Origin of the sequence: Nostoc sp. UHCC 0251 (assembly GCF_034932245.1) — a bacterium.
Taxonomy (GTDB): domain Bacteria; phylum Cyanobacteriota; class Cyanobacteriia; order Cyanobacteriales; family Nostocaceae; genus Nostoc.
In genome coordinates, this window is sequence record NZ_JAYGHD010000023.1 from 1 (window position 1) to 15,459 (window position 15,459).

Consider the following 15,459-nt stretch of genomic DNA (forward strand, 5'->3'; position numbering starts at 1 on the left):
GGGCAGGGGGAGCAGGGGGAGCAGGGGGAGCAGGGGAAGAAATTTTACTTTGTCCTCCTTATCTCCCTCATCCTCCTTATCTCTAATAGAAGAATCCCACTCCCTAGAATCAGGAGTGGGCTGCTATTTGCTACATTAACTACAACTTGCAGTTATCTGTAGATGCCGTTGTTAAAGCGATCGTCTCCCTCGTTGAAGGCAGGCTCTAATTCTGTCACGGTGAAATTATCCAAGTTGGCTTGCAGGGTTTGTTTTTGGCGATCGCTCAATCCTGGAAGATCCAATACATCCTCTACATTTTTGTAGGGAGCATTTATGATGATTTTCTTAGCCAGGGTGGGATAAAGTCCTGGAAACTGTTGAAAAGCTCGGACGTTGGTATTATTCAAATCAATTTTTTTACCAAATTCCGTTCCTAGCTTCTTATCTGCCCGATTCTGCCGCTCAATTGCCAGAACTGGGACTTGGGGAAAAGCAAAACTGTTGAAACTAGCAGCTTGGGCTATCTGAGTTGTTCCCAACCATCCCCAGCAACCAAGTAACAAACTAAACACTGTTAATAAACGCGCCAATCCTTTCACGATTTTCTACCTCTTTCCATCAAACAGCAATAAAAGTTTTAAGCTAACAGTGGTCATTAGTCATTAGTCATTAGTCGTTAGTCATACTCTGCGGGAAGTCGCTAATGCGTCTACGTGAGAGCGCTAAGGACAAAGGATAAAGGACAAAGGACAAAAGCTGATAGCTTAATTAACACAGCAGTCATCAGAAACTAATATACAGCGTATTAATATCCACAATATTTACCGTTACTGGGTTTGACTGTAATTTTGCCAAAAATTTTTATTGTGGTAAGAGTGCCTGCATAGCTGCAATAGCCTTCTATCCATCATCCTGGTAGCCGAAATCTTTTCGGGGTGGCTGATTCTAACTGCCAAGCAGACACAAAACTGTCAGATGTCTCATTACCGAAAACCTTAGTAAGAAGGCTTGATGGTGATGAATTTTTATGTAATATTTCTTAACCAATTAATTATTTACAGCCTCATTTTTGATGTGCCTTAGATTGGGCCGGAAAAAGTTAAGAGAAGGTTACACGATGATTGCAATCTCCTGCCTTTTTCACGCTGCGATCGCAGCTAACAAAAATAGGCTGTCTACCAAAATTGTACTTAAAACTGCGCCACTAAAGGCATACCAGTGTATTTGCTTTAAATTTAAAGGTAAAATTCCGACTGTTAACAGCACTAAGGCGAGAACGATGGCCCAACTTTGTCCCCAAGGTGTTTGTACTTGTATGAGGGCATTTTGTAAGATTTGCGGTGCTACATCTGCATCTACTCTCATAATTTGCCGCCAATAGGGCATCAAATCTACTAGATAAAAATATACATCTGTTAAAGCTGTACCGAGTAAAGAACCTAAATAAAACCAGCTACCCACCTTGCCCCAATTCTTCATTAGACACCAGCAAGCAAACGGTAATCCTATAGACTCCACTGGCAGATGCCATAAAGGTTCCCAACGTAACCAGCCCCAGTAAATCGCCCCCGCTAACCAACTCCCGCTAAATCCTAAGAGTAAATCCCCCCAGACGTAAGTTGCAGTCCGTGACATTAAGCTAAAACTTAGCCACACCCAAAATGCTGTAAGCGCTAAACTCAGACTTGGTAGCGATCGCACTATTGGCGCTTCTACAAATACTGGTACTGATACCAAAAACACCGCCGCCGCAAAGACTAACCAAGTTTGTTGGGTAGAAATTAAGGGAAGAGAGGGAGAAAAGGAAAGTGTAGATTCCAATTGCCTGATACCCTTCTGCCCAGTATCAGCTAAATCCAACTCGGTATCAATAGAAGGGGTAGAAGCAGTGTAGGAGGACAGTGTATTATTAATCAAAGTTTTTAATATTTGTTACTAAACTTTATCTTATTTAAGATATCACATTTTAAAATCCCCCCCAGGGGCATTGCAATTATACAGAAATTTCGGTGGATGCTGACGTAAACCTAACAAAGCGTTCTGCCCCAGAGTAATTTTCTAAACTTTCACTATGTACAGAACTCCTGTGTAGTTTTTTGTAATGGTAAACTACAGAAAAATCAAGGGTAAAATTTAACGCTTAAAAAGTGAACTGGTATCAGCCCACTAAATATTAAAGTTTGATGAACTGCCAAAATTGCGTTGACTTATTAAGGTGGGTGTAAGAACATGGCCAGCGTCTTCGATGATGTTATTGGTCAGTCAAGTTAGATTTTCTAGAATATCGGGTGCAATTGAGAGTATATAAAGCAACATCATCAGCTAAGTAATGATGTATAAAACAGGAAAAAGGTATTAGTTAGGTATGGAGTTTATTCAAGCTTTTATTTTAGGCATTGTTCAAGGTATTACAGAGTTTTTACCAATCAGCAGCACTGCCCATCTTCTGATTGTGACAAAGGTATTTGGTTGGAAAGAACTAGGTTCTAAAGATTTTGTTGATGCAATTCAATTTGGCAGCGTTATAGCAATTTTGTTGTATTTTTGGTCTTTGATTTCTAGTATTGTCAAAGGTGGAATTGAAGCCTTAAAAGAGAAAGACTGGCAACGCGAAGAATGGAAAATTCTTGTCGGTATTGTAGTAGGGACTATGCCTGCGTTAATTGTTGGTTTTCTTTTGAAAGATATTCTACCGGAGAGTGCATTAATCATTGCCATCATGTCAGTTATCATGGCACTTTTACTTGGATTAGCAGAAAAAATTGGTACTCGCAAGCGAGATTTTAATTCCTTGCAAATTCGGGATGGTATTTTAGTTGGATTAGGGCAAACACTTGCTTTAATTCCAGGTGTTTCTCGTTCTGGCTCGACTTTGACAACTGCCTTATTTTTAGGGCTAGAACGCGATACAGCGGCAAAATTCTCATTTTTGTTAGGGTTTCCAACTCTTACCATTGCTACGCTATATAAGAGTTTGAAAATATTCAATTTATTTCAAGCCCAACAGCTACCAAATAACATTGTTGGACTGTTAATTGTAGGGATTATTTCAACCTTTATTTTTTCTTACATATCAATTGCATTCTTGATCAAGTACTTACAAACCAAAAATACCTTGGTTTTTGTTTGGTATAGATTAGCATTTGGCAGCGTTATTTTAGCTGCGATCGCAGCAGGTTGGAAAGGATAATTCATAATAGTCATTAGTCATTGGTCATTAGTCATTAGTCCAAAGCCAATGCCCCATGCCCCATGCCCCATGCCCAATGCCCCATGAATACAATTAATCCTGCCCGAATTACCAAGGTGCTTCCAGATTCTATAGCCGCAGAGATTGGCTTTGAGGCTGGTGATGCGATCGTTGCTATCAATGGTACACGTCCCCGCGATTTAATTGATTATCAGTTTTTGTGTGCTGATGAAGTGTTGGAATTAGAAGTTTTAGACGCTACTGGGAAAACTCATAGCCTGGAAATCGAAAAAGATTATGACCAAGACTTGGGGCTAGAATTTGAAACTGCCCTATTTGATGGCTTAATTCAGTGCAACAACCGCTGTCCATTTTGCTTTATCGACCAACAGCCCCCAGGTAAGCGCACCAGCTTGTATTTTAAAGATGACGATTACCGTCTAAGTTTTTTGTACGGTTCTTATCTTACCCTCACCAATTTACCAGAAAGAGAATGGCAACGGATTGAACAAATGCGCTTGTCTCCGTTGTATGTTTCTGTTCATGCCACAGAACCCGAAATCAGAATTAGACTGTTGAAAAATCCCCGTGCGGGACAAATCTTGCAACAACTCAGGTGGTTTCAAGAAAGGCGGCTACAAATTCATGCTCAAGTGGTTGTTTGCCCTGGTATAAATGATGGCAAACATTTGGAGCAAACTCTTAAAGATTTAGCGACCTTTCATACTGGTGAAGTACCTGCGGTGGCATCGGTGGCAGTTGTGCCAGTCGGGTTGACACGATTTCGTCCCCAAGACGACGAACTCACACCCGTAAGTAGAGAAAAAGCCAAAGAAGTGATTTCTCAAGTCAAAAGAATCTCGCAGCAATTTCGTCAAAAGTTTGCTTCCAGTGTTGTTTGGTTAGCTGATGAGTGGTTTTTAATTGCAGGTGAGGAATTGCCAAGCGAATCTGAATATGAAGAGTATCCCCAAATTGATAACGGTGTTGGTTCCATTCAGTTGTTTCTCAAGCAATTTGCAGCCGCCGCAACAGAATTATTACCGTCAAAAGTTAATCCTCAAAGAAAATTAACTTGGGTAGTAGGTAATGCAGTAGAAAATGCATTTCAACCTATTTTGAAACGATTAAATTCTGTTGAAGGTTTAGAAATAAATATGCGTGCTTTATCTAGTGATTATTGGGGACAAGATATCACAGTCACAGGGCTACTCACTGGACATGATTTGCTGTTGAACTTACAAGGGCAAGATTTGGGAGAAGGAATTCTACTACCGAATGTAATGCTCAAACATGGTGAACTGATATTTTTAGATGATATGAGTATTGAAGAATTAGCTTGCAAATTGGATACAAAAATTCTACCAATATCAGGAGTTGAAGATTTAATCAATACCTGTATTGTTTAAGTTGTTTTGTTAATCTTCTAGTCTAGACAATTTAACTCTGTTCTGCAAGACCTTCTTGTTTACTACTTTGGAGAACGCATTTTCTGCCTAGTTTTTTGATGCCTTCTAGTGTAGAATGAAAACTAATAGGTAAATGTAGCAATAGCGTGCAAAAACTAAGCTAATCAGCTAACCAACGCTAGCTATCTGGTTATTGCTGCTGGTATATACGGCAGTTTAAGGTTAGCAACATAAAAAGAGCTTTAGTAAAAGCCTACTCAAGAACAGGGTAAGTATATCTTATTACCTTTTCAACCATCCACCTGAATAGAATTCAGGGGATGAAGACCACAAACTGCACGTGTTTGCATGGTCAATTTTTGGATAGATAGCTTTCGTGGTTAGTCATATTTAGGCTATCCCCTAAATAGGAAGTTTCATCGATTCAGCGACCCGATTAAATTTACCTAGTCCAAGCCTTTGGGCTAAAACCTTTTTGCATCCAGATATTTGGATGTAGTATCAAAAGTTTACAAACTAGAATTTGTAAGCTTATTGCTCACTATTACGTTTAATTAAATGTCATGACTGATGTTAACTTTATCAGCACTATCTGCATCTTAGCAGTAGCATATCTAACTAGCGTCTATTTTTGGATAGCTTTTTCTCAAAATTCAAATGAATCAGACAACTACTAAAACATCCACTCTAAAGAAGATTTTAGTAGTTGGCACAATTTAAATGATAACTTGGTCTTTGATAGCATTGACTACCATATCATTTTGGAAACTAATCTGTCAATAAATGGGGGATGTTTTAGAAATAGGCAGCCAAAGGAAACTTATAGCAGGAGTTCAGATAGATAGTAAGAGAACATCCCAATTTTGCAAAAACACGAATAAATCTCCACCCTCAATATTTTTGATCAGGCACAGAGCAGGACACTTATATAGCCAGTACAGGATCATTAGTGTCAACTTAACGTGAAAGCCAGTCTAGAATTAGCTTTTAGATATTATCTCGTTCCCAGTCTGAGACTGGGAATGCCATCCTTGGGGCTGCTGCCTCCCTTGCTGGCGGCAGAGCCGCTTTTGAGTTGCATTTCCAGCCCAGAGGATTTGGAAATGCTTTTAGGTTAAGTTGACACCAATGGTACAGGATTGTACTTCTACTCTTAAAACTTGCGTAGCATGTCTTTCAGAAAAAGCTGAGTTTCCAGCTTCAAAAGCCAATGCGTTGCTCATGTTAACAAAGTTGTAAGTTGTTAAAAAGATTGCATATTTAATTGTGTAGTTTATCACTGTTGACTTTCAACGGTCAGCTATCAACAATCCTGATGATTAACTGTGCTTTATGGATATGTTTGAACTTAGCAACTGGTCACAAAGTGTCCGTTGTGGCTATAAAGATTGAAAGTAGATTTACCAATTTAAGATGTTCCTGATCGCAATTTGTATATTAATTATAGAAATGGTTGTTTTTTTATCAGAAGTTTTTACAAACAGAGAAATACAAATTGGCTTACTAGGGCTGGGAGTCGGATTTTTTATTTTTATACTTGGTCGTTTCATGATTTCATTGGCAAACTTACTCTGGAAACGTTTTAGTTTTCTCCAAATTACTGATATTTACCAAAAGCTAATTAAGCCAAATGAAGACTTATTAATTTTGGTAGCTGTAATCAGTATTTTTGAGTTTACTACATCCTTTTTACCTAGAAATCAATGGACAAATTCATTAGAAATTATTGTGAGTTTAACTCTGGCGATCGCAGTCAGTTGGTTAGCTACTAAATTATTTCAAAAGTTTTTTGATTTCTATTTATTAAATGCTGCTTTCAAAACTGGGCAAAAAATTAGTAGTGAGCTACTTATTCTTTTAAAATGGGTTGCTAATCTCGTCATTATCTTTTTAGCAATTCTTACCTATGCTCAAACACATCAAATTAATCTTTTAGGATTGCTAGCTAGTTTAGGAATCGGTGGTTTAGCAGTAGCCTTTGCTGCTCAAAAAACTCTAGAACAAGTTCTAGGTGGTATTGTTCTTTATCTTGATCGCCCCTTCGTGATTGATGATTATATTGGTCTTCCTGATGGGACTTTTGGACGAGTTGAATCTATAGGATTAAGATCCACCCGAATTAGAACATCTGGTAAGGGAACTGTGATGATAGTGCCTAACAGTTCTCTGACTCAAGTTAATATTGAAAATTTTACTGGTGGGAAGAAAGTCATGTCTATTCTTTATTTGACCTTCTACCGAGCACTAAGTAGCGAAGATAGAGCCTTAATTCGCCAAGTTATTCTAGATAGTACGAATGGTATTTTTGGGATTGATTCGCAAAATACAGGAGTTACTTTTAAAAGTATCAGTAATTCCCTAGAACCAGATAAAACTCAAGCACAAGTTACTTTCTTTATCTTAGGTTCTGGAGATGTTTCGATGGAATTACGTCGCCAACTGCTAAATATGGCAACTGAAAGCATGACTCAGTGTTTAAAAGAATATGGTATTGCTTTTGATATAGAAGAACCAACAATTTATGTTGATTCACCAATTACAATCTAGAGAGAATGACGAATATCTCACGTATTATTCTAGAATTTTTTCAACGTGATAGCACAATATCAGCCTTATCTAGATTTGGAGTCTTTCTAGTTTTTATTTTGCTGTCTTTGCTAGTAGGGCAATATACTCCTACATTCTTGCGAATTATTATTCGTCGTTTTGCACCGCAGCAAGTTGCCAGTATTTATAATAATTTGATTGATCCAATTAGAAACTTATTTAGAATTACAGGTAGCTTAATTCTGATTTCATTATCTTTAGCATGGATTGTGGAATATGAATCTATCTATAGATTTCTTTCTCCTATTGTTGATTTAGCTGTCATTGTCAGTATCTCTTGGCTATGCTCTCGTTTATTTCGACAGTTTATTCGAGTGTATGGAATTGAAATATTACGTAAATTTGGTCGAGAGGTAGATGAAGTACTTTTAGTATTTGAAACAATTGCAAATGTAATTATCGGATTTATTGCTGTTCTGGCTTTTGCCCAAAGTCAACAGTTTAATTTAATTGGGTTAATAACTGGATTAGGAATTGGTGGATTAGCTGTAGCTTTTGCGGCTCAAAAAACTCTAGAGCAGTTGTTGGGAACAATTGTGTTGTATTTAGATCGTCCCTTTGTCCCTGGAGAATATATTCGTTTACAAAAATCCCAGCAAATCCCTGAAGGTTTATTTGGGCGAGTTGAGTCAATTGGTATCCGCTCAACCAAAATTCGCGCTGCTGCTAAAAGTACATTGTTTATTATTCCCAATTCAATATTAGCCAACTTAGAAATTGAAAATATTACTCGAGGTAAGAAAGTTATGGTTCTACTCTACCTCGATTTTTTAGACTTGCTGCAAGACCGAGAACAAGCTCTAGTTCAACAAGTAATTGTCGAGAGTACTAATTCACTATTTGGTATCGATCCAGGTAGCACTAGTATTACTTTTTTAACCCACAATAATGTAGAAAAAAAGATAACTAGAACAAGAGTGACATTTTTTATTTTGGGTTCTAGTGACAACTCTCTGCAATTACGTAAACGTTTATTAGAATTGGCAAATGAAAAAATTTCTAAAAAGCTAGCCACTAATGGAATTAAATTCACGATGCAAGAGCCAACAATTTATTTAGAATCGCCTGTGACAATTTGAGTATCAATCTTGGCATTTTTTATTGGTTTTGATAGGCTAGATTGATAAAGGTAATTCATTAAGTACTTCTATAGAAGTCTTATTTTGTTTTGGGAAATCCACACTAATAGTAAGTTTACGTAATTAAGGTTATATATCAGTAAATATACCAAAAATTAAGCCAGAGTCCTAGATGATGTACTAATGAATTCTGACTAATAACTCAATTAATAATGAAATGAGGAGTGACTGGTGAGGCATCAAGAAAACCAAAAAGATATAAGTTTAAAAATTAAAGAAGCTAGAAAATTATTTATTTTAAGTTGTGAAATTGGAATTTTAAATTTTTTGAGTATTTTGCCAGTAACGGCAGCAGCCGAAGAACCTGTATTGAGCGTAGTGCATAGCCAAGAAAATGCGAATCAATGGACAGGCATAACTGACCGCTTAGAGGCAATAGGGGCAAAATATTGTGTAATTCCCCTAAATGATGTACGAAGTATGGCAGATTGGGGCGATCGCCGGGTATTATTTTTGCCAAATGTCGAGACATTAACACCAACCCAAGCGATCGCTCTAGAAGAATGGATGAGTAAGGGAGGGCGCTTGATTGCTAGTGGCCCTGTAGGTAGTCTGTCATCGCCAGGAGTGCGCCAGTTATTGCGATCGCTTTTGGGAGGTTATTGGGGATTCAGCCTCAGTAACACAGAACAGATCAAACCCACAAAAACCAAAATCTCAGAATGGGCCAATCAAACTGAACTTTTTGGCAAAGTACGCGGCGGCGTTGTGATTCCTAATGATATGGGTACTCAATCTCCTGCTGTTTGGAATTCTAAAGATAATCCTGCCGCAGTAGTAACAACTGAGCGTTCCACCTTTTTGGGCTGGCGCTGGGGAACAGATACAGCCTCAGCAGCCGGGTTAGATAATGCCTGGTTAAAAGCTGCTGTCAATCATTATTTGACAGCGCTACCACCATCGAATCGCATGAAAAAAGTAGCAGGAGGTTCCCCAAACTGTTCTACAAAAGTAGCGGCTGCGTCAAGGGAGCAAGGGAACAGGGGTGCAGGGGTGCAGAGGGGCAGTTCATCTCCTTCATCCCCTCCTCCTAAAACTGCCGCCGTTCCCATACCTAAACCGCTTCCTATAGTCAAACAGCCAAATTCTGAGGCTATTGACCAATTGGAACAAGCAGTGCGTCTAGATGTGGCACCTAACTCTAATGAGCCGATTGACAACAGCCAAGCGATCGCCCTCCAGCAAGAGCTAGAAAATCTGATTGGTCGGGTGGAAAGCGCTCATTTAGCAGTGTCAGCCGATGCGGCTAATGTTGGCGAAATGATATCTGAGGAAAAGCAGTCTTCAAATATTAAAGAACAGCCGTTGCAATTAGCCTCAACCAAACTGGGGGCATTAGGCACAAGTAAAGAGCAAGCGTTGGCACAAGCAAGGGCAATTGCTAGAAACTTACCCGTATTGATTGCCCAAAAAAACTACGCTTTGGCTCGTCAGCAGTGGCTGGTAGCGAAGACAATGTTGTGGCAGCAGTTCCCTGTTGATCAGAGACTGGCTCAACCAGAAATCCGGGCAGTTTGGTTAGATCGGGGGACGATTGTTCGTGCTGGTAGCAAGGCGGGACTATCCCAGATTTTTGATCGCCTAGCTCAAGCTGGGATTAATACCGTCTTCTTTGAAACTGTTAATGCTGGCTATACAATTTATCCGAGCCAAGTCGCAAAAGAGCAAAACCCATTAATTCGTGGATGGGACCCACTGGCAGATGCGGTGAAATTAGCCCATGAGCGCGACATGGAATTACACGCTTGGGTTTGGACTTTTGCTGCTGGTAATCAACGTCACAATGAGATTATCAACGTTAATCGTGATTCTCCAGGGCCAGTGCTGACGGCTCATCCCGATTGGGCAAACTACGATAACCTGGGCAACATGATTCCTGTTGGTCAGACTAAGCCATTCTTCGACCCAGCTAACCCCGAAGTGCGCGAGTATTTATTCAAGCTGTATGAGGAAATTGTCACTCGCTATAAGGTAGATGGTTTACAGCTAGACTACATTCGTTACCCTTTCCAAGACCCATCAGCAGGTCGAACCTACGGCTATGGCAAAGCTGCAAGAGCGCAATTTCAGCAACTTACTGGTATAGATCCAGTGAATATTTCCCCTAGCCAACCAGACTTGTGGCAAAAGTGGACGACATTTCGCACCGAGCAAGTTGATAGCTTTGTCGCCCAATTATCACGGCAGTTGAGGCAAAAACAACCAAATTTGATTTTGTCAGTTGCAGTATTTCCTTTGCAGGAATCAGAACGGATTCAGAAAATTCAACAAAACTGGGAAACTTGGGCAAGGCGGGGGGATATAGATTTAATTGTTCCCATGACTTATGCTCTTGATACTTCTCGCTTTCAACGGCTGGCCCAACCCTGGATCGCCTCTAAACAATTGGGAGCTACCTTGTTGGTACCAGGAATCCGCTTACTTTCTTTGCCAACAATTGGAGCATTCGATCAACTCCAGTTGGTAAGAGACTTGCCAGTTAGTGGTTATGCACTCTTTGCCGCAGAGAATTTTAACAACGAGCTACAAAAAGTCTTTATTAGTACCCAAGGTAGGGTTCAATCCCCAACACCCACTAAAACTGAACCTATTCCTCACCGCCAGCCTTTTCAAACTGCTGCCATTCGTTATACCGCGCTGCAACGGGAATGGAAATTTGTTTTCCAAAATGACCAACTACAAAAATCGTCTCAGACAAGATCAGATTTTAACAACCAGACAGAAGTTTTACGTAGTGCTTTAAATCAGCTTGCTGCTTCCCCTTCTTCTAGCAAGCTACTAGTGGCGAGAGCCTCTCTAACCCGATTCCAGTCTCAATTTCGGGTATTGATGAGCCAAGAGCTTAAGTCAAATTCCTACCAAGTCAAAGTTTGGGAACATCGGCTTGTAACTATAGAAAGGCTATTACGTTACGGCGAACGGCGGTTGCAATTGCGTCCTTAGTGAAAAAGCAAGGAAATAAGGGGAGCAGAGGCAATACGCTTGGGTTAAGCTTTTTTCTCTCCCCCTGCTCACCCTGCCTGTCTTAACAGATAAATTTGCTTAACCCAAGCATATTGGGAACAGGGGGAGAAGAACTATCGATTATTGGCCAAAATCCAGGTTCCAACTAGCCAGATATAAGCTGTATTGTAATTCTTAACACACTTTTTGTAGTATTTATATCCTAAATATTACTACTTGTTTGGCGTCAAAATATTGGAGAATGCTTAAGTAAAAAACTTTAGATAACTATTTTTTAATAATAGCTATCATAAAAATCTATGCAAGCGTTACCTCCGCTTCTAAAGCTACAAAGCTTAGAGTCAACAATTGATCGTTCGCTGCGGATGCTTGTGTTGGAAAGAGCACTATTAGTTGCGATGTCTACCACGGGTTACGTCTACGCACCGATGGTAGCACAGGGCAATAATATCTTACTTTTTTCATCTTCGCAGATAGTAGAGTGCTTCACCAAGAATGATATGGTAATGCTTATAGCTTCAAAAACTAGCTTGAAAACAGCTAAGATTCTTGAAGTTATGCATACCTTGGTCATGACATTAAACATGTCAGAATTTTCGGAGATAGCCTCAGTGTTATTACTGTTGTGCCAGATATTGGATCTACTGCAAATTGCAGATAACCAAGGTTATATTGTTGCTTGTATTACCCCTAAAAGCATTTGTCAAGTATTGGCAAAAGAAACAGAAAAAACTAGAGATAACACTAGTATTGCTTCCTTTGAGGTAGAACATCAGATTCTCCTTGAGAGACAACTACTCAAGTACAAATGGTTACTACTACGCGCTATAGTACTTAAGTATACGACAGGCGAACCTGCTCGTCTCATTGGAGTTTCTGTGAATAGTACCTCCTGCGTACAGGTAAAACTATTATTTTGTGAGACTGAAAAACGATTTCGCTCCATCTTCAATGGCTCCTTCCAGCTTATTGAGTTGCTAATAACAGAGAGTATTGTGCTAGAAGTTAACCAAACGGCACTCAACTTTAGAGAACTACAGCCACAAGATGTAGTTGAGCGTTCATATTGGGAAATATGGTGGGCGCTACTTTTCAGCCAACAACATCTGCAATATTTATTCTCGTCCAGCCCAGCAGTAATTTACACTTGCAAGAGTTATGCAGATTTTGGTAGTACATTTATTAGGGAAAATGTTGTCGCTATCACGAGCTACCAAGCACGGGAAATGCTAGAAGGTACTAGCTTTTGGGTTAGCGATATTCATCCGTTATTAGAATCCTTTTATCGCGCTATTAATGTCGGTAATATATTAGGCATTACATGAAGAATGAGAATTTAAAAAAGTTGTATATATCTACAACAATGAAATATCTGCTATATCTATATGCAGTTTTTGTACAATTCTTTTGTGATTTTAGCATCAAAAATAAAATATGAATTGAGGTAAATTATGGCAAAAATTTTAATAATAGAAGATGAAGATGCAGTTCGTGAAAACATTTTGGATCTATTAGAAGCTGAGGATTTTGAAACTATTGCTGCGGCTAATGGCAGAATCGGAGTACATTTAGCTATCTCCGAAGTTCCCGATTTAATTCTCTGTGATATGATGATGCCACAACTTGACGGTTATGGCGTACTAACAGCGTTACGTCAAGAGCCATCAACCGCAACAATCCCCTTCATTTTTCTCACTGCCAAATCTGCCAAATCTGACTTCCGTCAAGGGATGAATATGGGTGCTGATGACTATATAACTAAACCTTTCACTCGGGCTGAGTTATTAAGTGCCATCATCAACAGATTAGAAAAACACGCTACTTTAAAAAGGTATTTATCTCCTCAGGCTGCAATTAACAACTTGTCTCCAAAGATGCAGCTATTAGAAATTAGCTTACATCGGGCTATCAAACAACATAATTTTCAAGAATTTGAAATTTATTATCAACCAATAGTCGATATTGCTTCTGGAAAAATAGTAGCTGCTGAAAGTTTATTGCGCTGGCAAAGCCCAGAAGTAGGGTTGATTTATCCAACAGAATTTATTCCGTTAGCAGAGTCTACAGGTTTAATTGTTCCAATTGGGAAATGGGTATTAAAAAAAGTCTGTCAACAAATAAGAACCTGGCGTGATATTGGAATTTATCCTTTGATTATTGCGGTCAATTTGTCAGTAATCGAATTTAATCAACCAGATTTTATTCAGAAATTAGTTAATTTTATAGATGTTAATGATTTAGAACCACATTACTTAGAAATAGAACTTACTGAAAGTATGATTATGCAAGATGTAAATAGTGCGATCGCTACTATGAGCAAATTGCAATCCTTGGGTGTAAAAATTGCGATCGATGATTTTGGTACGGGCTACTCTTCTTTAATTTATCTGAAAAACTTACCAATTAACACATTAAAAATTGACCGTTATTTTATCCATAATGTTGCTAATGATCTACAGAAATCAGCCATCACTAAGGCATTAATTCAAATGGCTCATAATCTCAATCTAGATGTAGTTGCCGAGGGTGTAGAGACAGAAGCAGAACTAGGGTTTTTGCGACAACACAACTGTAATTCTATGCAAGGTTTTCTATTTAGCCGTCCATTGCCAGCAGCAGAATTTGAAAATTTTTTGTTAACAAATAAATACTTATATGTCTGAATGTTGGGCATTGAGTATGAGGGTGTAAATTATTTTACTAGTATCTAGTACCTTAATAGGTTGACTAATTAAGGAAAATCGGACTTTAGACTGGTGACAATTATTAAGTCTCAAGTCTAAAGTAAAAAAATTATGTCATAATGTCTACCGCTATGAAAGTCTCTGCGCGTTTCTTGCTGCCAATTTTTTTACTAACTTTAACAGCAGCCTGTAACCAGACTCGCGCTTCTTTAGATAATCCCACACCACAAATATCTGTACCTTCTACCCAACGGACACAGAATCCTACACAGCCCAAAAAGATTGTCCGTACTGAAACACTTTCGCCTACACCCATTCGGATAAATTTGAAGAATTTACCAGCACCCTTTGCAACAGAAAGTGCTTCTAAGCGGCCTGAAGTTGTGCCTATTCCGCAAAATCCGGTGCTGCGCGTACCAAGAGGCTTTACAGTTAACGTCTTTGCTGAAGGTTTAGATGCCCCACGCTGGCTAGCTTTAACCCCCAGTGGTGATGTTCTGGTGACTGAAACCGGGCAAAACAGAATTCGTTTGTTACGTGACAGTAACGGTGATGGTGTAGCCGACGTTCGAGAAACCTTTGCTAGTAGGGACAACGAACTCAATAGACCTTTTGGTATGGCTTTTGCAGGTAATTCCTTTTTTCTGGGGAATACAGATGCTGTGGTGCGTTTTCCCTATACTAAAGGTCAAAACAAGATTACAGGTAAGGGGAAAAAAATAGCCGACTTGCCTTCTCAAGGTTATAACAACCATTGGACGCGCAATGTTGTTCTCTCACCCGATCGCAATAAATTATATGTTTCAGTTGGTTCAGGAACCAATGTGGATGAAGAACCGCTACCACGGGCTTCTATACAGGTGATGAATTTAGATGGTTCCCAGCAGCAAACTTTTGCTTCCGGCTTGCGTAACCCTGTTGGTTTAGACTTTCATCCTGTAACTAAGGAACTTTATACCACTGTCAACGAACGGGATGGAATCGGTGATGAGTTGGTTCCAGATTATCTGACACGCGTGAAACAGGGGGCGTTTTACGGTTGGCCCTATGCTTACCTCACACCAAACAACCTCGATCCGCGCCAAAAGACGGAAGGTAAAAGTAAACGTCCCGACTTAGTAGCCCGTACCCAAACGCCAGATGTGCTGTTCCAGGCGCACTCAGCAGCACTGGGTTTGCAGTTTTATGATGGTAAAACGTTTCCAAAAAAATATCGGAACGGTGCTTTTGCAGCTTTTCGTGGTTCTTGGAATCGCGATCGCGGCACTGGTTATAAAATTGTATTTGTTCCCTTCGATGTTAAGGGGCGATCGCAAGGCTATTATGAAGACTTTCTCACAGGATTTTTGCTAAATCCTTCTGTACCAACCACTTGGGGACGACCTGTAGGTTTACTCGTGTTACCAGATGGTAGTCTACTACTAACAGAAGAAGCCAATAACCGAATTTATCGGATTCAGTATACGGGTGGTTAAGGAATTCAT

At 39.4% G+C, this 15,459-nt stretch carries 11 protein-coding genes; 9 read left to right on the forward strand and 2 right to left on the reverse strand.

All coding sequences use genetic code 11. The features are described from left to right. Positions 1 to 152: 152 nt before the first annotated feature. On the reverse strand, positions 153 to 581 hold the full coding sequence (gene psbU, locus VB740_RS04980) for a photosystem II complex extrinsic protein PsbU (RefSeq protein WP_069069002.1): 429 nt from the start codon (positions 579 to 581) through the stop codon (positions 153 to 155). Between the two features lie 541 nt (positions 582 to 1,122). Then, positions 1,123 to 1,899 carry a DUF3120 domain-containing protein gene (locus tag VB740_RS04985; protein ID WP_323198957.1) on the reverse strand — a complete coding sequence of 259 codons (777 nt, stop codon included), beginning with the start codon at positions 1,897 to 1,899 and terminating at the stop codon, positions 1,123 to 1,125. Positions 1,900 to 2,347: 448 nt separating this feature from the next. Between VB740_RS04985 and VB740_RS04990 the strand changes: the two genes are divergently transcribed. The 9 genes from VB740_RS04990 to VB740_RS05030 all read left to right on the forward strand — a co-directional run bounded on the left by VB740_RS04990 (position 2,348) and on the right by VB740_RS05030 (position 15,450). Further along, on the forward strand, positions 2,348 to 3,172 hold the full coding sequence (locus VB740_RS04990; RefSeq protein ID WP_323198958.1) for an undecaprenyl-diphosphate phosphatase: 825 nt from the start codon (positions 2,348 to 2,350) through the stop codon (positions 3,170 to 3,172). A gap of 83 nt (positions 3,173 to 3,255) precedes the next feature. Next, positions 3,256 to 4,581, forward strand: a complete 1,326-nt coding sequence (locus VB740_RS04995) for a TIGR03279 family radical SAM protein (protein WP_323198959.1) — start codon at positions 3,256 to 3,258, stop codon at positions 4,579 to 4,581. Positions 4,582 to 5,543: 962 nt separating this feature from the next. Then, entirely contained in the window at positions 5,544 to 5,699 is a 156-nt protein-coding gene (locus tag VB740_RS05000; protein ID WP_323198960.1) for a hypothetical protein, read from the forward strand. Between the two features lie 331 nt (positions 5,700 to 6,030). Further along, on the forward strand, positions 6,031 to 7,128 hold the full coding sequence (locus tag VB740_RS05005; protein WP_323198961.1) for a mechanosensitive ion channel family protein: 1,098 nt from the start codon (positions 6,031 to 6,033) through the stop codon (positions 7,126 to 7,128). A 5-nt stretch (positions 7,129 to 7,133) separates the two neighbouring features. Beyond that, on the forward strand, positions 7,134 to 8,267 hold the full coding sequence (locus VB740_RS05010; protein WP_323198962.1) for a mechanosensitive ion channel family protein: 1,134 nt from the start codon (positions 7,134 to 7,136) through the stop codon (positions 8,265 to 8,267). Between the two features lie 228 nt (positions 8,268 to 8,495). Then, entirely contained in the window at positions 8,496 to 11,270 is a 2,775-nt protein-coding gene (locus tag VB740_RS05015; protein WP_323198990.1) for a family 10 glycosylhydrolase, read from the forward strand. A 320-nt stretch (positions 11,271 to 11,590) separates the two neighbouring features. After that, complete coding sequence (locus VB740_RS05020) at positions 11,591 to 12,616, forward strand: hypothetical protein (protein WP_323198963.1); 1,026 nt, start codon at positions 11,591 to 11,593, stop codon at positions 12,614 to 12,616. Positions 12,617 to 12,742: 126 nt separating this feature from the next. After that, on the forward strand, positions 12,743 to 13,954 hold the full coding sequence (locus VB740_RS05025) for an EAL domain-containing response regulator (RefSeq protein WP_323198964.1): 1,212 nt from the start codon (positions 12,743 to 12,745) through the stop codon (positions 13,952 to 13,954). Between the two features lie 152 nt (positions 13,955 to 14,106). Next, positions 14,107 to 15,450, forward strand: a complete 1,344-nt coding sequence (locus tag VB740_RS05030) for a sorbosone dehydrogenase family protein (RefSeq protein WP_323198991.1) — start codon at positions 14,107 to 14,109, stop codon at positions 15,448 to 15,450. The last annotated feature ends 9 nt before the right edge of the window (positions 15,451 to 15,459 follow it).